Raw genomic sequence first — 20,633 nt, forward strand, 5'->3', positions numbered from 1 at the left:
ATTATTTTTTACTAAATTTTGCACAGAAAATCCATTTGTTACATAGGTTATACCATGTCTTACAAACCGAAAAATGTTAAGTATTATGCGGCGTATATTTGTACTATAAGAATTGAACAAGAGTTGTTTAGAAATGGTTTACGAATTAGAAGTTTAAGTAGTTTATTTTTTTTTATAGTAGTTAATTGGGGAAACGCTGCAAATTTTGCAGCGTTTTTCTTTATCATAATTTCAAGGGTTCAGGATTTGAACACAGGCTTTTTCGATTTCCTGGTCGCTGAAGGATTCCAATGCTTTTGCGAGCATTTTGCTGGTTTTTATACAGCTGATCATTTTGGTTCGCAGATCGAGATCGTCTCCAATTTCGGTTTTGAGAATGTCCTCAAAAATTTCGGCTAAATAATCAGGTTGATCTCTAAACTAAAGCACCGATAAAAATTGAGCTACGGCCAGCATTCCTTGATTTTGATTTTGCGGATTGTGATTTTCTTCTTGCATGGCGTTAATTTTTCAATGATATAATTTTAATTCCATCGAATTCGATGGAATTAAAAGGAATAAAACAAAAAAGCGCTGCAAATCCTGCAACGCTTTTCTATTTCAAAAAAAGAATAAATTCCTTCTTAACCATTTCAAAAAGAATTCTCGATGTTAAGCTACACCGGAATTTTCCCTTGCGAGATGAATTTCAAACCTGAAATTCCGGGTAAAAACAAATACAAACTGCCATCTGTACGTACAAAACGCGTTAGGTTCGGGGTTTCTACATAAGTTCCCTTTTTATTATAAGCAAAAATAGAATTGTCCGGACTAGTATCTGCGGCCTGTGGTCCAAAAATTGGATCAACACCACTGTAATTAGGCGATGCATCCGGATTTCTAAAACCTCCCCGCTCCAACCAGGCTTTGGTAACAAAACGAAACTGAAAATCAAGAACAGCTCCAATAAACAATCCAACCAATCCTCGTTGTATGCCGGGTTTTTCGGCAGGATCATACACGGGACCGTAAGGCGATGCCCGCCTTAGAATTCGATGGGTTTCGGCATTATCATCATTGTCGGTTACGTTTATGTCATCACGTGGGTTTGCTCTCCGTATGTGTGCTGCATAAGGACATTTTAAAGCCAGTTCATCACTGCTTTGATCGCCTTGCTGATTTGGACTTGCCTTTAAGTAATTAAAGTTGGTAAAGTTGAAGTTTTTGGTACTGGGTTCTCCCAGACTTTTATCTTCTTTATTGGGAGATACAACAAGAGGTGTACCGTCGCGCCAGCGTCCGCAAATCTTTGCAGCCATTAATTCGGGTGAAGTTTCACTGTTGGAATGAATGAAAGCATTAAACTTGGCTTCGTCCTGATACAACAATCTAAAAGCCGCAAAAGTGCCATTTACTAATAGGGTATGGGCATTATAATCCTTTGCTTTCTTACTTATTACAAAGCGATCCAAAGGTACCTTTGGCCTGTCATCGATGCTGCTTATACCCATTAATTTTAGCATTTTGGGCTTGTTCCACAAAATATCATCAATACGTGGCTGAGACAGACTATCGCGATATCCAAAATGTACATAATCTGAATTTCCGTCGACGGTTATGGGATCTGAATCCTGATAATATACCGGAACTACAGCTGGTCCTGATGGCGTTTTGGCTATCATACCTAACAAATCCGAATAGTATTTTTCTCTGTTTTCAGGGGTTAAGGTAAAAAGCGTCAATTGAATATGAAGCTCACTGCCATCAGTACTTGGCGCTTCTTTTGCAATCCACCCTCCGTTTTTCCACCAGTTTGCAGGAGCACTCTCTCCGGTGTCACCCATTAGTCGGGCATCAGTTATTGCTCCTTTTTTAAAGGCTAGAAATACTTCGGCACTCGAATCATCCTTGACCGTTTTACTATTATCTTTACCTATCAGTTTTTCTAAACCGAAGTATGTAAAACCAATATTAAGACAATAGTCCGGTTTTTGCAGGTTTTCCCAGGGTTCTGCACTGGTGATCGACAAACCACCGGGAGCAGTTCCCGAAGCAAGATCTGCACAAAATTGTTTTGCTCCGTCGGGATCTTCTATGCGGAAAATAATATATCTGATGTGAGGAAAATTATAGCCTCGTAATATTAGTCCCTGTATATCATTCATTTCAACTGATTTGGAATTACTCATAGTTTATCTTCATTAAGATTAGATTTAAAACTATTCGCAATCCGGTTTTTGAGCTTTTGGAAAATTATAACTTACCTGACCCGGAACCGGTGGCCATATTTTATCGGCATTTGGATAGTTATCGATAACTTTTGCTACGGTAAGTCCCGGAAAGTTGGTACCAAAAACATATTTTCCATCTTTATCGCCTGCGGAAAAAACTGGATCTCCAAAATTGTAACGCATCAACAAGCAGTAAAATGCAGCTGCATTTTTAACCACTCCGCCTCTGTCTTTGGCTCTAATGAATTTTGCCGATGTTGGTCCATCCGGATCCACACCCGGAATTCCTTCTTCGTCTATAAGATGTAACAAGAGGTTTAAACCATTCACAACCTGCTCTATCTTGAAGAACGCTCTGATATAATCATCAAATTGCCCGTCATAGATAGACATTACTACCAATACATCTTTTCCCGGATAAGACTGAAATCCCGGAACGGGTATCCCCGGAGTTGGAGCGCCGTCTGCTTGTGCATAAATCGTAAAATAATGAACTCCTGTTGTTTTACGAAGATCTCCAACCGGAGGTTCTGTAGTGGCAGCTTCTCTAATGCTTTGAGCAGCAAGTAATGCTTCGGGTAAAGCGCCTTTTTTTAAAGGAATAAATAAAAATAACAGATGTTGCTGATCTGAAATAGGTACTGTGATTACCGGGGATGTTGACATGATTTAGTTGTTTATTGGATCGCCCTACTCTGTTAAGGCTTTTCGGGAAACGCCTCTTAATTGCTTAAGCAGGACGAATTTAGACATACTAAACACAACCAATACCAGTACTTATACCTGATTTACCAACGGTTAATTTTAAAAAAAATAGCGCTGCAAGTAATTGCAGCGCTATTTCTATATTTTCAAAAATCCGGAATAAATTATACCCCTAATTTTTTAGCAATCTCAGCAGGGATTCCGCCTTTGTTTACTAATAAAGCAGTTGTTTTGTATTTTACGAAATTCTTAGTTACAAACAAGAAACCTTTGTAGTCGTTTGTTTCTCCCCATGAATTTTTTACGATGTAATATTCTTTTCCGGTTTGATCTTTGGCTAAACCAATGATGTGCATACCGTGATCGTCTGTAGTAGTGTAGTTGTCAAATGCAGTCTGACGCATTTCAGGAGTAATTTCCGGCTCAGCTTTTGGTCCGTTAAACATGTCTGCTTTTTCTTCCGCAGTCATATCGTCGAATTTTTTACTAGCCACGTAAGCCACACCATTTTTCCAGCTAAAGCTTTTCTCACTTACGTCAGTTGCCCACGCTACAGTATATCCTTTTTTCAATGCGTTGTCGATAACATCGGTCATGTCGTTTACTTTTACGTTGTAAACCTGATCCAATGACCAGTTGTCCGGCACCATCATAGTCGTTTTTTGGTAGTATGGAGAGGTAGTAAAAGAAGACATTTCTACATACTCATCCGGATTAATTCCTACTACTTCTTTAGCAAAAGTTTGAGGTGTATAGTTTTTTCCTTTGTAGTTAAAGTTTTCCGGTACTTTTCCTAAATAAGAATCAATTACCGCTGCGTAAGCTTTTTTCCAGTTTGGTGTCAACTCTCCGTTAGGGTTTTTAACTACCGCTGCCAAAACACTTTCGATTAAAGCGCCCATTTCGCCAAATTTGTTTTTATCTGTTCCGTAGTTTAATCCTGTATATACTTCTCTCGGAACAGTTCCGTATTTTTTGTACATATTAATTACATCATGCAAAGCTCCACCGTCACCAAGACTAATGGCTCCATGCATACGAACATAGTTTTCTCCTTTGTCAACATACACGTTTCTTGCCGAAAAAATTTGAGACAATTCAACCGGTTGTTTTCCTAAACGAATCATTTCTGATTCTAAGAATGAGTTGGTTGAATAACTCCAGCAAGTTCCTGATGAACCCTGAGCTTTTACAGAAGTTGTTCCTAAATTGATCACTTCGGTAAATTTAAAGTTTTCTTTACTTTTGTCGCTGGCGTTTAATTTAAGTGAGTTTACTAAAACGTCCTGCGCAAAACAGCCTGCTGTTCCAGCCAAAAATACCGATGCTGCAAACACTGATTTGAATGAAAATGTATTCATAATTTATATTTAATGTTTTGATAAATTAGTTGTGGTAATTTAAATTTTGTTACAAAACAATTAAATTTTAACTAATAAAACTAACCTGCAACCGTTAATTTTTATAAAATGTTTTTCTTAATCGATATAAACTTACAAAATACGCAAAACAAAAAAGCAGGTAAATCTGATCGGTTTTAAACTTGTTGCGTTTGATAGTGATAGAGAATCAACACAGCCAGTTATTTACAAAAACAATAGAGCAGGCCCGGTCTTTAGGGAATTTTGCGACATCGACATCCATGCGGAGTTCGAATTTTCGTACCCGTAAATATCCAAAATCTGTTCTGTAGTGTATTTTAGTGATTGCTTTTGGGAGTATAAGTTTATTTTTTTGTTAATCCGGGAGGAAATCCAGCCATAATTTTTTGGATCGCTGAGGTAATAAACTCTTCCGGATTGCTGGGTTTGCTGTCTATTTTAGCATTACCTATCCCTTGCCATATTAGTTTTTGTGTTTTTGAAGATACAATATCAATGATCAGAGAACCATCTACATAATCGTAGGTGTTGACCGTTGTATTGGCGCTTCCCATCATCGCGCCTCCACCCCAATATCGATAGGGACGATACATACCGCCATAACCATAAAAATCAGTGTTTGCTGATACAGAAGTTTTGGTTTTTAAAATCGATACCGCATTTACTTTGAGATCCGGGTTTGTTGCAGTTTCTGTAAAACCCTTACTAATCATTTCGCTACGGATGGCTTTTGTTACACGATCAACATTTAGTTGACTAACCTGTCCTTCCTGTGCTTTTAAGTCGTAAACAGCAAAAGTTTTGTACTCGTTGAAATTAGTACTCGGGTCGTAATCGGTGGTAACTCTTACAGTTGGAGAGCAGCTGTAAATTAAACCCAATAGAAGCATTGGGATTATACGAAGATTCTTTCTTTTAATATTCATCTTGTGGTATTTAAATTAATGATTAAATTAGTTTAACTTGATATTATTAAAATTTTGATGAAATCCGGAGTATAAATAAACAGAAGTGTTTGGGTAAGTAATTATTAGTAATATATACCGCTTTATAGTTAAAGATAAATTATTTTATTTAAACGACATAATACTCGAGGTAAAATTCTTACTTGTTGGTCCTCGCCGATTTATCACTATTAAAAAAATGCGGGTTTTATGTGGGGATTATTTTCCCCGAAACACAACGTAACTGGTTTGTTCGTCTATGATTTTGACCAGAGGGCGGTGAAAGAATTTTAAAATTAAAGAATAAAAAAGCCATTCGATTAGGAATGGCTTTCGTTGTAAATGTAAACTTTAAGAAGTAAACTATTCTATTTCAGAAACTCTCATGGTGTTAACCATTCCTTTTTCTTTAATCGGCATTGCAGCAAGGTTGATTAAATAATCTCCTTTTACAACATATCCTTTTTCTCTTGCGATTTCGTTAACATCAGTTACAGTATCATCTGTACTTTCGTCTTTATCGTAGAAGTAGGATCTTACTCCCCATAATAAATTCAATTGTGTTAAGATTCTTCTGTTTGAAGTAAATACTAAAATGTGTGCAGATGGTCTCCAGGCTGAAATTTGGAAAGCGGTATAACCACTGTTTGTTAAAGTACAGATTGCTTTTGCTTTGATTTCATTAGCCAATAAAGCGGCCTGATGACAAACTGTTTTGGTAACAAAACGTTTAGTTTTTATTTGTGGTGTGTTTTGCGGAACCTGAATAAGCGGAGAATCCTCAACTGCCTCACAAATTTGTGTCATTTTTTGGATAACCTGTACCGGATAATTTCCTGTAGCTGTTTCTCCGGATAACATTACAGCATCGGCACCGTCCATTACTGAGTTAGCAACGTCGTTTACTTCAGCTCTTGTAGGAGTTAAACTTGTAATCATTGTTTCCATCATTTGTGTCGCAACGATAACCGGAATTCTGGCAGTTTTTGCTCTGCGGATCAAATCTTTTTGTACCAATGGTACTTCGTGAGCTGGAAGTTCAACACCCAAATCTCCACGAGCTACCATTAAAGCATCGCAATACGCTACAATTTTATCGATGTTCTCAAGAGCTTCCGGCATTTCAATTTTAGCTACGATCGGAATTTTATGCTCTGAATGTTTGGCGATTAACTCTTGAAGATCTTGTAAATCGCGAGGTGTTTTTACAAACGAAAGTGCAATCCAGTCTACTTTTTGTTCAATAGCAAAAATCGCATCAGCAATATCTTTCTCTGTTAAAGCCGGTAAAGAAATTTTGGTGTTTGGAAGATTAACTCCTTTTTTAGACTTTAATTCTCCACCCTGAATAACTTTAGCGGTAACTTCTGTTTTTTTATCAGTAGTAAGGATTTCGAAAATCAATTTACCATCATCCAATAAAATACGCTCTCCCGGGTTAACGTCATTTGGGAAATTTTGATATTTCATGAACACTTTCTGTGCATTTCCAATAATATCCTCAGCAGTTGTAAACGTAATAACGTCACCGTCATTTACTACTGTTCCTTCTTCCATTACCCCAACTCTAAGTTTTGGCCCCTGTAAATCTCCTAAGATTGCAGTAGTATAACCAAACTCTTCATTAAGACCTCTAATAATATTTATTTTATCTTTTACTCCGTCGTAATCAGCATGCGAAAAATTGATTCTAAACACATTAACCCCTGCCTCGATCATATCCTTGATAATCTCCCTCGTACTACATGCAGGCCCAAGTGTAGCAACAATTTTGGTTTTTTTGTTTGTTTTTAGCATTTTTTTTAAAAAATTAGATTGTTTTTTGATTTTATTTTGTCGGTATCGACGGCATATATAGCCGCAATACTTTCTATTTTGTTTAATTGTTGTTGAATTTCTGAAAAGTCAAGAGCTTCTTCGCTATTGTCTATTTTCAGGAAAAAATCTACTTTTTTGAATTCAGGAAGTAAATGAATTGTTGTTGAAACCTCACTTGTCTCATTGGAAAACAAATCTTGAGAATCATTTTTACTCACTGAAATGATCTCATTTTTATTCTGAATCAGATTCCATGAAACTGCTTTTTCGGAATCATAATAATAAAATCTCGAAAAATTTGCCTCGCCTTCTTTAGTCTGAGCATGGATCTCGTTTTTGCTCTTACTTAAGTTTATCGGAAGGTTTTTATTGATAAAATAGGCCAATCTGTAATCTTCCAATGAAGTGTGGATTGCCATTAAATAATAATCAATTTCGTCAAATTCGTCTAAATCCAATCTATGAATAGCCATGTCATGAAAAATAAAGGTGTAAATATACTATTTCTAACGGAGCATCGATAGTTAAGAAGTGTATGTTTTTGTTAAATTATAAACGAAAACGTTATAGCTTTAAGATAGTTACAAGTGTTTTGTAGCTATTTCTTGTCTATTTTTTCCTGAAATGCAAAATATGCCCTTTGTGAAGCTTTTTCTTCTGCTTTCTTTTTTGAAGTTGCGCGTGCTCTTGCGACTACTTTATCGTCGATACTTAATTTGACACCAAACAAGCGTTGGCCATCAATGCCGTTATCTTCAAAAATGTCATAGTGAAAAATTCTTTTTTCTTTCTGACACCATTCGATAACCAAACTTTTATAGCTAATTACTTTTCCCTCAAGTCGTGCAATATCGACATAAGGTGTAATCACTCTTTTTTGAATAAATCGTTCGCAAAACGAATAACCTTTATCGAGGTAAATGGCTCCAATAAGGGATTCGAAAATATTACCATGAATATTTTCGCCGAAATGTTGGATCGGAACTTTGCTTTCTACAAAGCGAACCAGATTCAGATCTTTACCCAATTCATTCAAATGTTCGCGACTTACGATTTTCGAACGCATTTTGGTCAGATAACCTTCGTCGCCGTTGGGTGCTTTGTTAAACAAATGTGCAGCAATTACAGCACTTAACATAGCGTCTCCTAAAAATTCCAATCGCTCGTAATTGATCGGATGTCCTGACTCGTCCAGTTTATTTGAAGAGCGATGTGTAAAAGCTTTCTTATAAAAATCGATAGAGGCAGGCTGAAAACCAAGTATTTTCTGAATAGTGTCAAAAAAAATCCCGTCTTCTAGAGAACGGGATTTTGAAAATATTTTTTTGATAATATTCATATGCAGAAATTAGTCCACTAATTTTTTAAACAATACGCAAGCATTGTGTCCACCAAAACCAAAAGTGTTACTCATCGCAACATTTACTTCTCTCTTTTGAGGTTTGTTTAAGGTAAGATTCAATGAAGGATCAATGTTCTCATCAACTACAGTGTGATTAATCGTTGGAGGCACAATTCCGTGCTGCATTGCTAAAATAGAAGCAATTGCTTCAATAGCTCCGGCTGCACCTAATAAGTGACCTGTCATTGATTTTGTAGAGTTGATATTGATTGTTTTTGCATGATCTCCAAAAACAGCACTGATTGCTTTTAATTCAGCCACATCTCCTAATGGAGTAGAAGTTCCGTGTGTGTTGATATGATCAACATCTTCAGGAGTCATTCCGGCATCTCTAAGCGTGTTTTTCATTACCGCAATAACGCCAATTCCTTCCGGATGTGGTGCTGTTAAGTGGTAAGCATCAGACGACATTCCGCCACCGCCAATTTCACAGTAAATTTTTGCGCCTCTGGCTTTAGCATGTTCGTAATCTTCAAGTACTAATGCTCCGGCTCCTTCACCTAAAACAAAACCGTCTCTGGTTCCGTCAAAAGGTCTTGAAGCTGTTTCAGGGCTTTCGTTTCTTGTTGATAAGGCGTGCATAGAGTTAAAACCTCCCATACCGGCAATGGTAATGGCAGCTTCTGAACCACCGGATACAATAACATCACACATTCCTAAACGAATGTAGTTGAAAGCATCAATTAATGCATTTGCAGAAGATGCACATGCAGAAACAGTAGTATAATTTGGTCCCATATATCCGTTACGCATCGAAATGTGTGCAGGTGCTATATCGGCAATCATTTTAGGGATAAAAAACGGATTGAATTTTGGTGTTCCGTCTCCTTTTGCATAATAAATTACTTCTTCCTGGAAAGTTTCCAGACCTCCGATTCCTGCTCCCCAGATAACACCTACTCTTTGTTTGTCGATATTATCATTAGTAAGTCCGGCATCTTTAATAGCTTCATCACTGGCAGCAACCGCATATTGAGCAAATTTATCTAATCTACGAGATTCTTTACGATCCATAAAATCTTCAATATTGAAGTTTTTTACTTCACAGGCAAATTTCGTTTTATGCTTTTCTGTATCATAATATGTGATAGGAGCGGCTCCGCTAACTCCATTCACAAGTGCATTCCAATATTCCTGGATATTATTCCCGATAGGAGTAAGTGCACCTAATCCTGTTACAACAACTCGCCTTAATGCCATAAATATGTATTTTGTACTTTAAACAAATAAAACCCACGCTTTCTTAACTGTATTGTTTACTTAAGAGCCATGGGCATTACAATATAAATATATCTTTTTGATTGAAAATCAATCGAAATTTAAATTTGAAAAAAAATAATAACACCCGACTCTTAAAAAAATCAAATTTCAAAAATCAAATTCCAAATTTTGGAATTTTGAATTTCAAAAATTGGGGCTTTTTAGAAATCGGGTGCAGTATTATTATTTTTTAGCTTCTTCGATATAAGAAATAGCTTGACCAACAGTAGCAATGTTTTCTGCTTGATCGTCTGGAATTTGAATATCAAATTCTTTTTCGAATTCCATAATAAGCTCAACAGTGTCTAATGAGTCAGCTCCTAAATCATTAGTGAAGCTTGCTTCTGTTACAACTTCGTTTTCGTCAACACCTAATTTGTCTACGATAATCGCTTTTACTCTTGATGCAATGTCTGACATAATCTTTAATTTTAGAATTTAATTTGTTGGCAAAAATAAAAAACTTTATTTTAAAACAACGATTTAGTTTATAAATGTAACACTAATTTATAAAATTAATTTCAAGAAAGACTTTTTAAAGCTATTTATTTTCGATTTTTATTCCGTTTTTTGCAGTCTAAAAATAAATTGGATTATGAAAAAAATTGTTGTTTTTGCCTCAGGATCAGGAACTAATGCTGAAAACATTATAAAATATTTTGCAAGGACCAAATTTGCGAACGTCGTTTCGGTTTTTACAAATAACGCTTCGGCAAAAGTTATTGAAAGAGCAAAAAATCATCAAATTCCAGTCGAAATCTTCTCGAAAAATGAACTTTTAGAAAGAAATGTTTTACAAAAAATACAGGAAATAGGTCCGGATCTGATAGTTCTTGCAGGTTTCTTATTGAAATTTCCAGAACATATAATAGAACAATATCCCGATAAAATAATAAACATACATCCTGCGCTTTTGCCTCATTATGGAGGTAAAGGAATGTATGGTATGCACATACACAAAACTGTAGTGGACAATAAAGAAAAAGAAACCGGAATCTCTATTCATTTTGTAAATGAGAATTATGATGAAGGTGGTATCATCTTTCAGAAAAGTGTAGCCTTAACCGAACAGGACACCCCGGAAACAGTGGCCGAAAAGATTCATGAACTGGAACAAAAGTATTTTCCGGAAATCATTTCGAGATTGTTAGAAGCTTAGACTTCTTAGAATTTTAGATTTCTTTTTTAAGTACTAAAATCAAAGAAATCGAACAATCCAATAGTCTAACAATCTAATAATCTAAGAAGTCTAAAAAGAAAGAATGAATCACGAAGTACATATATATACGGATGGCGCTGCAAAAGGAAATCCCGGAAACGGTGGGTATGGAGTAGTGATGGAATTGGTAGGAACTCCACATAAAAAAGAATTTTATGAGGGTTTTCGTCTTACAACCAATAATAGAATGGAGCTTTTGGCTGTAATTGTCGGGCTCGAAAAGCTGAAAAAGCCAAATATGAAAGTTTTGGTCGTATCAGATTCAAAATATGTTATCGACTCTGTTGTGAAAAAATGGGTTTTTGGCTGGGAGAAAAAAAACTATACCGGTAAGAAAAATCCGGATTTATGGAAACGCTTCCTGATTATCTACCGCAAACATCAGGTCGATTTTAAGTGGATTAAAGGGCATAACAATCACCCTCAGAACGAACGCTGCGATGAACTGGCTGTTATGGCATCGATGCAAAAGAATCTTTCTGTAGATGTTTATTACGAAACCATCGGCTCAAAGTCATAAAAAAATAACGCGTCGGAAACAATGGTTTCGACGCGTTATTACTTTTGTTAAAGTACTGCTTACTATTTTTACTCTTTGTCTAAGTCTTTTGCTTTGCTGAATCCGGCAAGTAAACCAACTCCTGCCATAATAAAAATAATAGACGGGTATACTGCTGAATCTGACAGTGAAGTATAAGTTGTAATCAGTAAGGCAACAAAAATTCCAACCCCGCTTCCTATTAATAGAAAGGCCAGATTCAAAACCAAAACCTTCCAGGTGGGAACACCTTTTCCAGTTCCTTTTAAAAAGATACTGGCGTCAACGCCTTTTTCGATAAGTGCTAAACGCTCTCTGTTTCTGGTTGAATAAATAAGATAAATGATTCCGAAGATCATTAGAAACAGGCTGATTGGTACTAAAATTTCTGGTCCCATATTTTTTATTGTTTAATTGATTGATACTCCATAGGACGAGACCTTTTAATTTTAGGTTACAACTTTAGATGAAAAAATTCAAAAAATAAATTCCAAATTCCAAAACTTGTTGATTATGAGTTAATTTTGGATATCGAAACTTTAACAAAGGGCTAATATATTCAATAATCAGATTTTAGAACCTGAAACTTGAAACTTGAAACTTGAAACTTGGAATTTAAAAATTGAAATTTATTTTAAAATTCTTGTAACCTGCAACAACAAACTATCGTCCTATATAATATGAGTACAATACCGGATCAACATTATATCGATAAAATTCTGCAGGGCGACACCAATGCGTTTGCCGTGCTGGTAGATCGTTATAAAAATATGATCTTTACTCTGGCGCTTCAAATGGTTAAAAACAGGGAAGAGGCGGAAGAAGTTTCGCAGGATACTTTTATCAAAATTTATAGTTCGCTGAGTAAATTTAAGGGAGATTCAAAATTTTCAACCTGGGCTTACAAAGTAGCTTATAATACCTGTTTGGACCGTTTGAAGAAAAATAAAAAAGAAGATCTTAATATTTCGATAGATGAGTTTTCGGCACATTTGATTAAGACTATGGACAATGCTTTGAGTGCTTTGGAGGATAAAGAACGAAAGCAGACGATTCAGAACTGTTTAAACCTGTTGCCGAGAGAAGAAAATGTTCTGTTGACTTTATTTTATTTTGAAGATCAGAATTTAGAAGAAATTGGAAAAGTTATGGGGATTACAGCCAACAATGTCAAGGTGAAATTATTTAGAAGCCGACAAAAACTAGCCGTAATTTTGAAAAAACAATTAGAACCAGAAATAGTACAGTGTTATGAAAGAGAGCGATAAAAACTTAGAAAATCTTATTGATAAAATGATGAGCGAAATCCCTTTGGATATGCCGTCAATTGATTTTACTTCAAAAGTAATGGCTCAGGTTTTGGTGGCTGAACAGAGCAAGGTTAAAATTTACAAACCCTTGATTTCTAAATTTACCTGGTTTGTGATTGGATTTGGTTTGGCGGCTTTGGCTGTTTATGCCTCGTTTTTTAACGGAAGCAATGCTACTTTAGCAACAGGAAGCACTTATGCAGATAAAATTTCGGCACTGTTTTCAGGCATTCATTTTTCTGAAAATGTTTTGTATGCGATTTTAGTGGTTCCTTTTATGATGCTCATTCAGCTTGGGGTTTTGAAGAATTATTTTGATAAAAAATATCAATTATAGATCCTGTCTTTGGGGAGTTATTCTGCAAAAGCTTTTAAAGTATTTTATAAAAATAAATCTTGCGATTTAAATCCGGAAAACCTATTTTAATCTTTTAAAAGGTTTAAATATAAAGTTCTCATTTACAATGGTTTTATCCCTAAAAACGGCCTTGTTTTTTTATGAAAATTTTGAGAACCTAAACCGTTGCAATATTGTAACTTATGAAGTATCTTTGCACCCTAATTCGAAATTCATAAAATGAATAAATTATTGATTGTTGGAACGGTTGCTTTCGACGCGATTGAAACTCCTTTCGGAAAAACAGATAAAATATTAGGTGGTGCTGCGACTTACATTGGTTTATCAGCATCTTTTTTCAACCTGCAATCGGCTATTGTTTCTGTAGTTGGAGACGATTTCCCTCAAGAGCATTTGGATTTATTGACTTCAAAAAATATTGATATCTCAGGTATCGAAATTGTAAAAGGCGGAAAAACCTTTTTCTGGAGCGGTTTGTATCACAACGATCTAAATTCAAGAGACACTTTAGTAACAGAACTTAATGTTTTGGCTGATTTTCAACCAAAAGTTCCGCAAAACTATAAAGATGCTGATGTGGTAATGTTAGGAAACTTACATCCGTTAGTACAAAGCAGTGTTTTGGATCAGTTAGAGAAAAAACCAAAATTAGTAGTTTTAGATACAATGAACTTCTGGATGGATTGTGCTTTACCTGAATTACTGGACGTTATCAAACGTGTAGATGTAATCACGATCAACGACGAAGAAGCAAGACAGCTTTCAGGAGAATATTCATTAGTAAAAGCTGCGGCTAAAATCCAGGAATTGGGACCAAAATATGTGGTGATCAAAAAAGGAGAGCACGGTGCACTTTTATTCCACAACAGAGAAGTATTCTTTGCTCCGGCATTGCCATTGGAAGATGTTTTTGATCCAACAGGAGCAGGAGACACTTTTGCCGGTGGTTTCTCAGGATTCATTGCGCAAAGCGAAAACATTTCGTTTGGCAATATGAAAAATGCGATCATCTACGGTTCAAATTTAGCTTCATTTTGTGTAGAGAAATTCGGAACAGAAAGGATGGAAACCTTAAGCAAAGCTGAAGTGGCGATTCGATTACAACAGTTTAAGTCGTTAACTCAGTTTGACATAGAAATATAATGCCCGAAAGCCTCGAATAATAGCGGGGCTTTTTTATTACGTTAATACACACAACTTACAACAACACAAAATACAAAACACAATGAGCGACGCTTTAAAACACGAATGTGGTATAGCTTTGGTTAGACTTCTTAAACCGCTTGAATATTACAAAGAAAAATACGGAACAGCTTTTTACGGAATACAGAAAATGTATCTGATGATGGAAAAGCAGCACAACCGTGGACAAGACGGAGCTGGTTTTGCAAGCATCAAATTAGATGTAGCTCCCGGTGAACGTTATATCAGCAGAGTTCGTTCCAATCATTCACAACCCATTCAGGATGTTTTTAAGCAAATCAATGAGCGTATTAATGAAGAGATGAGTTCTCATCCGGAATATGCAGATGATGTTGCCAAACAAAAAGCAAACATACCTTATATAGGAGAGTTATTTCTGGGACACGTTCGTTACGGAACTTTTGGAAAAAACAGTATCGAAAGCGTACACCCGTTCTTGCGTCAAAGCAACTGGATGCACCGCAATCTGATTTTGGCGGGTAACTTTAATATGACCAATGTTAAGGAGCTTTTTGAAAACTTAGTAGAACTTGGTCAGCATCCAAAAGAAATGGCTGACACGGTTACCGTTATGGAAAAAATTGGTCATTTCTTAGACAAAGAAGTGATGCAGCTTTATCAGGATTGCAAACTTGAAGGGTATTCTAAAAGAGAGGCTTCTCCTGTAATTGCAGACCGATTGGATATTGCAAAAATTTTGGCCCGTTCGGCTAAAAATTTAGACGGAGGATACGCAATGGCCGGATTATTAGGTCATGGTGATGCTTTTGTTTTTAGAGACCCTGCCGGAATTCGCCCAGCCTATTATTATCAGGATGATGAAGTGGTGGTTGTGGCTTCTGAAAGACCGGTTATTCAAACTGTATTTAATGTGCCTTTTGAAAGCGTGCAGGAAATCGAACCGGGAAATGCTTTGATCATTAAAAAGAGCGGAAAAGTTTCTATGAACCAAATCCTGGAACCAACGGTTAAAAAAGCATGTTCTTTTGAAAGAATTTATTTTTCAAGAGGAAGTGATGCCGAAATTTATCAGGAACGTAAAAATTTAGGGAAATTAATTTTACCTGCTGTTCTTGAATCGATTGACAGTGATACAGACAATACCGTTTTCTCTTATATTCCAAATACAGCCGAAACCTCCTTTTATGGTTTGGTTGAAGCAGCTCAGGACTTTTTAAATCAAAGAAAAAACAACTATATTTTAGCCAACAGAAATACGCTTACGGCTGAAACCTTACAGGAATTGTTGTCTGTAAAGATTCGTACAGAGAAAGTAGCGATTAAAGATGCTAAACTTAGAACCTTTATTACCGAAGACAGTAGCCGTGATGATTTGGTGGCACACGTTTACGATGTTACTTATGGAGTAATCAAGCCAACGGATAATCTGGTTATTATAGATGATAGTATCGTTCGTGGTACTACTTTAAAGATGAGTATTATAAAGATGATGGATCGTTTAAAACCTAAGCGTATCGTAATCGTTTCATCTGCACCACAAATTCGTTATCCTGACTGTTACGGAATCGATATGGCGAAGCTGGAAGGTCTTGTGGCTTTTAGAGCGGCTTTGGCTTTATTGAAAGAAAGAAATTTATATCATATTGTCGACGAGGTTTATACCAAGTGTAAAGCTCAGGAAAATTATATAGACAGCGATGTTGTAAACTACGTTACTGCAATTTACGATCAGTTTACTCCTGAGGAAATTTCAGATAAGATTGCTGAAATGTTGAGCTCACCTGAAATTAATGCAGAAGTAAAAATCATTTTTCAAAAAGTAGAAGACTTGCATGTTGCCTGTCCGAAAAATCTTGGAGACTGGTATTTTACCGGAGATTATCCAACACCAGGCGGAAACCGTGTTGTGAACAGGGCTTTCATGAATTTCTACGAAGGAAAAGACGCCAGAGCGTATTAATAAAATACTAACAAAAGGTTAATTTGTGCATTTCATCGGTTTTTTTTACCGTTCATCTTATTTGTTTGGTGAAAATGAAAAGCTACAATACTTTTGAAATACCATAACATTAGTAGGTTAAGTTTATGGTAGATTTGGGGCAAAAAGGGTGGAAGTAATTCCACCTTTTTTATTGGAATAAAGTCAACTATTTCTAAAGTAAGATTTTACGTCACTTCATCGGATATATTTGCTTTTCGTCTAGAAAGTTTTTTTCATTAAAATAGCTGCCATACATTTACAGAACCATAACATTAGTAGGTTAAGTTTATGGTAGATTTGGGGCAAAAAAGGTGGAAGTGATTCCGCCTTTTTTATTGGAATAAAGTCTGGATTTAAAGAGAAGTAAGATTGTATAATAAAGAAGATAGAATAAAGAGGTTGTTGAAAAGTCACAAAAATATAAAGCCAAAAAAAAGACGAATAACTGTTAAGCTATCCGTCTTTTTTTATAATCTTTACTCTGTAGTTTATAGTCTTTGTTCTATCTTCTTTATTCTACAGACTGTAGTCTTCTTACTTGTCTAAAGCGTATCTTCTTGCAACTTCAGTCCAGTTAATTACACTAAAGAAAGCTTCAATATAATCAGGTCTTCTGTTTTGGTAGTGTAAGTAGTAAGCGTGCTCCCAAACATCCATTCCTAAAATAGGAGTTCCGCCACAGCCTACTTCCGGCATTAATGGATTGTCTTGATTTGGAGTTCCGCAAACGTCTAATTTTCCGCCTTTTTGTACACATAACCAAGCCCATCCAGAACCGAATTGTGTAGCACCAGCTTTAGCAAATTTTGCTTTAAATTCTTCAAAAGTTCCAAAAGAAGCTTCAATAGCAGCTAACAAATCACCTGTTGGTAATCCGCCACCGTTTGGAGCCATTACAGTCCAGAATAAATTGTGGTTGTAAAAACCTCCACCATTGTTACGAACTGCTGCGTTTGATTTATCTAGATTGATTAAGATGTTTTCGATTGTTTTTCCTTCCAAATCTGTACCGGCGATAGCTGCATTTAGATTTGTTGTGTAAGCATTATGATGTTTTGAATGGTGAATTTCCATTGTGCGGGCATCAATATGTGGTTCTAATGCATCATATGCATAAGGTAATTGAGGTAATTCAAAAGCCATGATATTATGATTTTATGATTTATAATTATTTATTCCAAATTTAGACATTTAACTTTGGAATAGAAAATACTATTTCGTTATTATTCCATTTAATTAATTGATGGTTTGTTTTTTGGAAGGATAACGAATTGGAAATCTTTACTTTCCGTTGAAAGTGGTCATGGTGTTTTCAAGACCGGCTGTTCCAAAAGATTTAATAATCTCCGAAGCGACTTCCAGACGTTCTGGTAATTTTGCTTTTTCTTCTTCGTCCCAGTCTCCCAAAACGTAATCTACCTGTTGCCCTTTTTTAAACTGATCGCTGATGCCAAATCTAAAGCGGGTGTATTGTTGTGTGTTTAAAACTAAATTGATGTTTTTAAGTCCGTTGTGTCCTCCGTCGCTGCCTTTTGGTTTGATTCGGATCGTTCCGAAAGAAAGGTTTAAATCGTCGGTGATTACCAGAATGTTTTCCAATGGAATATTTTCTTTATCCATCCAGTACTTTACGGCCTTACCGCTTAAGTTCATATAGGTGTTTGGTTTGAGCAGAAAAAAGCTTCTTCCTTTGAATTTGTATTCGGCCAAAGCGCCCAATTTTACAGTCTCGAATGAAAGACCTTCTTTTTTGGCTAAAAAATCAAGTACTTTAAAGCCTATGTTGTGTCGTGTGTTCACGTATTCGGCGCCAATATTGCCCAATCCGACGATTAAATATTTTTTCATATGATCAGTGTTCTCTTCTTTTGGTGTTGATGAAAACAGTTTTGTTATCCATTTTATCATGACGCAAAAATAAACTTAATTGGGGAATGTGCCAATGGGTTAATTGGATAATTTGTAAATGTGTCAATTAGATAATTAGATAATTGGATTTATTGAGGAGGCTTATGAAAACATGATTTTCTGCTGTCAGGCTGAGCGAGGTCGAAGCCTGGCGGCAGGAAATTTTAGAGCCTTAGTATCTCAGTACCTCTAAAACAAAAAACAAGCTTCGACTTCGCTCAGCTTGACAAATAATAAGCGTGTCAGGCTGAGCGAAGTCGAAGCCGCCCTGTAGTAAAAAAAACTTAGCCCCTCAGTACCTTAGCATCTCAGTACCTCAGAACCTATAAAGCAAAAAAAAAGCACCAATCTTTCGATTGATGCTTTGTATTTTGAATTGAAAAAAATTATTTTTTCTTTCCTTTTGCAGGAGCTTTTGCAGCTTTTGCAGCTTCTTGAGCAGCTTTCATAGCAGCACGAGAAATTCTTACCTGAGCAACAACAGTGTTGTCTGGGTGCATAACTTTGTATTCAGGAGCACCAACTTTAGTAACGTATAATTTGTTACCCATTTCAAGTGGAGTGATGTCTGCTTCAACAAAATCAGGAAGATTTTTAGGTAAAGCTTTAACTTTTAATTTACGTTGGTTCAAACGTAAAACACCTCCCGCAAGAACACCTTTAGATGTACCAACGATTTTCACAGGAACTTCCATAGTGATTTCTTTGTCATCAAACAATTGGAAGAAGTCAATGTGTAAAATTCTGTCAGTAACAGGGTGAACCTGGATATCTTGCAAAATTGCATTGAATGATTTTCCTTTTCCAAGTTCAATCACAACTGTGTGTGCATTTGGAGTGTAAACCAAGTTTTTGAACGCTGCAGCGTCTGCTGAGAAGTGTACTGCCTGATTTCCTCCGTATAACACGCAAGGAACCGCTCCAGCATTACGTAAGGCTTTAGTTGACACTTTGCCCACGCTTTCTCTTTCTGATCCTTTAATTGTAATCGATTTCATTGTAAAAAAATATAGTTATTAAATAAATATTCTAAATCTGCTGTAAGCTTTAGGCTTTTTTGTAATCGTGAAATAGCTTATGGCTTAAAGCCTAAAGCGTATAGCTTCTTACATTATGAATTTTCCACTAATGGAATTGTTGTGGTGCACCATGTGCATAACTTCTGCAAAAAGAGGTGCACAACTCACCACTCTGATTTTCTTTGATTCTTTCTTTAATGGGATAGAATCGGTAACAATTAACTCACTTAATTTAGAGTTTTCAATTTTTTCGTAGGCATCACCCGATAAAATAGCGTGTGTACAAATAGCTCTAACGCTTAATGCTCCTTTTTCGATCATTAAATCTGCGGCTTTTGCTAATGTTCCGCCTGTATCGATCATGTCGTCTACTAATATTACGTTACGGCCTTTTACTTCACCAATTAGTTCCATAGTGTCGATAACGTTGGCTGCTTTTCTTTGTTTGTAACAGATTACTACATCTGATTCCAGGAACTTAGAGTAAGCATATGCTCTTTTTGAACCTCCCATATCTGGAGATGCAATAGTCAGATTGTCTAATTTTAAACTTTCTACGTATGGTAAAAAGATGGTAGAAGCAAATAAATGATCTACTGGTTTTTCGAAAAACCCTTGAATTTGATCTGCGTGCAAATCCATTGTCATTACTCTTGTTGCTCCGGCAGCATCTAATAAATTAGCTACTAATTTTGCTCCAATCGGAACTCTTGGTTTATCCTTTCTGTCTTGTCTTGCCCAACCAAAATAAGGCATGACAGCTGTAATGTGTCTTGCTGATGCACGTTTTGCTGCATCAATCATGAGTAACAATTCCATCAAATTATCGGCAGTTGGAAAAGTTGAACACACGATAAAAACACGTAATCCTCTAATTGATTCTTCGTAAGATGGCTGAAATTCTCCATCACTATACTTCGACATCGTTACTTTGCCTAACGGAATTCCGTATTGTTCCGCAATTTTTTCTGCAAGATAGACACTTTGTGAACAAGCAAAAATTTTAGCTTCTGGTTCTAGGTGCGACATTTAATTTGTTGTTTTGTAGTTAGTTGTGTGTGCTTCGTTTTAACGAGGTGCAAATTTAGAAAATTTATTGGACACTGAAAGGAAAAAATTAAGTATTTTTATTAGAATTTTTAATTTTATTTTTTACATTTGCACCGTGTTAAAGGAATAAGCACAGTTATGACATCATAATTCACTTATTCTATTGCGTTGAAATAATCAAATTTTGATTGTTTTTTCGTCTGCTAAGCCCGGATGGCGGAATTGGTAGACGCGCTGGTCTCAAACACCTGTGGGAAACCGTGCCGGTTCGACTCCGGCTCCGGGTACTTAAAGCCTCTTCTGAAAAGAAGGGGCTTTTTTTTGTGCCTTTTTTTAAAATTTTGCCCGCAGTTTCAACTTTGTGC

The 20,633-nt window shown here is 36.1% G+C and carries 20 protein-coding genes and 1 tRNA gene; 7 read left to right on the forward strand and 14 right to left on the reverse strand.

What is annotated here, in order from left to right:
* Nucleotides 1–656 precede the first annotated feature (656 nt).
* The 9 genes from OLM61_RS08285 to OLM61_RS08325 form a co-directional block, all read right to left on the reverse strand.
* Nucleotides 657–2,144 (reverse strand): hypothetical protein, encoded by a 1,488-nt coding sequence (locus tag OLM61_RS08285; protein WP_264525908.1) that lies wholly within the window; start codon nucleotides 2,142–2,144, stop codon nucleotides 657–659.
* Between the two features lie 54 nt (nucleotides 2,145–2,198).
* Nucleotides 2,199–2,876: a hypothetical protein gene (locus tag OLM61_RS08290; protein WP_264525909.1), complete on the reverse strand. Its 678-nt coding sequence runs from the start codon at nucleotides 2,874–2,876 to the stop codon at nucleotides 2,199–2,201.
* A 203-nt stretch (nucleotides 2,877–3,079) separates the two neighbouring features.
* The gene (locus OLM61_RS08295; RefSeq protein ID WP_264525910.1) at nucleotides 3,080–4,276 is read right to left on the reverse strand and encodes an aminopeptidase C; all 1,197 of its coding nucleotides are present in this window, start codon (nucleotides 4,274–4,276) and stop codon (nucleotides 3,080–3,082) included.
* A 365-nt stretch (nucleotides 4,277–4,641) separates the two neighbouring features.
* A complete protein-coding gene (locus OLM61_RS08300; RefSeq protein WP_264525911.1) occupies nucleotides 4,642–5,223 on the reverse strand; it encodes a DUF4136 domain-containing protein in 582 nt (193 codons plus the stop codon).
* Nucleotides 5,224–5,604: 381 nt separating this feature from the next.
* Nucleotides 5,605–7,038, reverse strand: coding sequence for a pyruvate kinase (gene pyk, locus OLM61_RS08305; protein WP_264525912.1), 1,434 nt, complete (start codon nucleotides 7,036–7,038; stop codon nucleotides 5,605–5,607).
* A 5-nt stretch (nucleotides 7,039–7,043) separates the two neighbouring features.
* Entirely contained in the window at nucleotides 7,044–7,532 is a 489-nt protein-coding gene (locus OLM61_RS08310; RefSeq protein ID WP_017496944.1) for an IPExxxVDY family protein, read from the reverse strand.
* A gap of 125 nt (nucleotides 7,533–7,657) precedes the next feature.
* Nucleotides 7,658–8,398, reverse strand: coding sequence for a ribonuclease III (gene rnc / locus OLM61_RS08315; RefSeq protein ID WP_264525913.1), 741 nt, complete (start codon nucleotides 8,396–8,398; stop codon nucleotides 7,658–7,660).
* Nucleotides 8,399–8,407: 9 nt separating this feature from the next.
* Entirely contained in the window at nucleotides 8,408–9,661 is a 1,254-nt protein-coding gene (gene fabF / locus OLM61_RS08320) for a beta-ketoacyl-ACP synthase II (RefSeq protein ID WP_264525914.1), read from the reverse strand.
* A 243-nt stretch (nucleotides 9,662–9,904) separates the two neighbouring features.
* Entirely contained in the window at nucleotides 9,905–10,141 is a 237-nt protein-coding gene (locus OLM61_RS08325; protein ID WP_007137004.1) for an acyl carrier protein, read from the reverse strand.
* A 175-nt stretch (nucleotides 10,142–10,316) separates the two neighbouring features.
* Here OLM61_RS08325 and purN point away from each other — a divergent pair, with 175 nt between their 5' ends.
* Both purN and rnhA read left to right on the forward strand, forming a co-directional pair.
* Complete coding sequence (purN, locus tag OLM61_RS08330; protein WP_264525915.1) at nucleotides 10,317–10,880, forward strand: phosphoribosylglycinamide formyltransferase; 564 nt, start codon at nucleotides 10,317–10,319, stop codon at nucleotides 10,878–10,880.
* Between the two features lie 103 nt (nucleotides 10,881–10,983).
* Nucleotides 10,984–11,460: a ribonuclease HI gene (rnhA, locus tag OLM61_RS08335; RefSeq protein WP_055097607.1), complete on the forward strand. Its 477-nt coding sequence runs from the start codon at nucleotides 10,984–10,986 to the stop codon at nucleotides 11,458–11,460.
* A 68-nt stretch (nucleotides 11,461–11,528) separates the two neighbouring features.
* Here rnhA and OLM61_RS08340 read toward each other — a convergent pair whose 3' ends face one another.
* Complete coding sequence (locus tag OLM61_RS08340; RefSeq protein WP_264525916.1) at nucleotides 11,529–11,876, reverse strand: DUF6249 domain-containing protein; 348 nt, start codon at nucleotides 11,874–11,876, stop codon at nucleotides 11,529–11,531.
* Nucleotides 11,877–12,158: 282 nt separating this feature from the next.
* Here OLM61_RS08340 and OLM61_RS08345 point away from each other — a divergent pair, with 282 nt between their 5' ends.
* The 4 genes from OLM61_RS08345 to OLM61_RS08360 all read left to right on the forward strand — a co-directional run bounded on the left by OLM61_RS08345 (nucleotide 12,159) and on the right by OLM61_RS08360 (nucleotide 16,270).
* The gene (locus OLM61_RS08345; protein WP_264525917.1) at nucleotides 12,159–12,746 is read left to right on the forward strand and encodes an RNA polymerase sigma factor; all 588 of its coding nucleotides are present in this window, start codon (nucleotides 12,159–12,161) and stop codon (nucleotides 12,744–12,746) included.
* The gene (locus OLM61_RS08350; RefSeq protein WP_264525918.1) at nucleotides 12,730–13,125 is read left to right on the forward strand and encodes a hypothetical protein; all 396 of its coding nucleotides are present in this window, start codon (nucleotides 12,730–12,732) and stop codon (nucleotides 13,123–13,125) included. The genes OLM61_RS08345 and OLM61_RS08350 overlap by 17 nt, the downstream gene beginning before the upstream one ends.
* A gap of 240 nt (nucleotides 13,126–13,365) precedes the next feature.
* Nucleotides 13,366–14,289 (forward strand): PfkB family carbohydrate kinase, encoded by a 924-nt coding sequence (locus OLM61_RS08355; RefSeq protein ID WP_173965402.1) that lies wholly within the window; start codon nucleotides 13,366–13,368, stop codon nucleotides 14,287–14,289.
* 82 nt (nucleotides 14,290–14,371) lie between these two features.
* A complete protein-coding gene (locus OLM61_RS08360; protein WP_264525919.1) occupies nucleotides 14,372–16,270 on the forward strand; it encodes an amidophosphoribosyltransferase in 1,899 nt (632 codons plus the stop codon).
* 555 nt (nucleotides 16,271–16,825) lie between these two features.
* Here OLM61_RS08360 and OLM61_RS08365 read toward each other — a convergent pair.
* From OLM61_RS08365 to OLM61_RS08380, 4 genes are all read right to left on the reverse strand, one after another.
* Nucleotides 16,826–17,434 carry a superoxide dismutase gene (locus tag OLM61_RS08365; RefSeq protein ID WP_264525920.1) on the reverse strand — a complete coding sequence of 203 codons (609 nt, stop codon included), beginning with the start codon at nucleotides 17,432–17,434 and terminating at the stop codon, nucleotides 16,826–16,828.
* A 138-nt stretch (nucleotides 17,435–17,572) separates the two neighbouring features.
* On the reverse strand, nucleotides 17,573–18,199 hold the full coding sequence (gene pth / locus OLM61_RS08370; protein ID WP_264525921.1) for an aminoacyl-tRNA hydrolase: 627 nt from the start codon (nucleotides 18,197–18,199) through the stop codon (nucleotides 17,573–17,575).
* Between the two features lie 386 nt (nucleotides 18,200–18,585).
* Entirely contained in the window at nucleotides 18,586–19,197 is a 612-nt protein-coding gene (locus tag OLM61_RS08375) for a 50S ribosomal protein L25/general stress protein Ctc (RefSeq protein ID WP_264525922.1), read from the reverse strand.
* 108 nt (nucleotides 19,198–19,305) lie between these two features.
* Nucleotides 19,306–20,247: a ribose-phosphate pyrophosphokinase gene (locus OLM61_RS08380; protein ID WP_264525923.1), complete on the reverse strand. Its 942-nt coding sequence runs from the start codon at nucleotides 20,245–20,247 to the stop codon at nucleotides 19,306–19,308.
* 228 nt (nucleotides 20,248–20,475) lie between these two features.
* Here OLM61_RS08380 and OLM61_RS08385 point away from each other — a divergent pair.
* Nucleotides 20,476–20,555, forward strand: a tRNA-Leu gene (locus tag OLM61_RS08385).
* Nucleotides 20,556–20,633: the final 78 nt, after the last annotated feature.

The sequence above is a fragment of the Flavobacterium sp. N502536 genome (assembly GCF_025947345.1).
In the GTDB taxonomy this organism is placed as follows: Bacteria; Bacteroidota; Bacteroidia; order Flavobacteriales; family Flavobacteriaceae; genus Flavobacterium.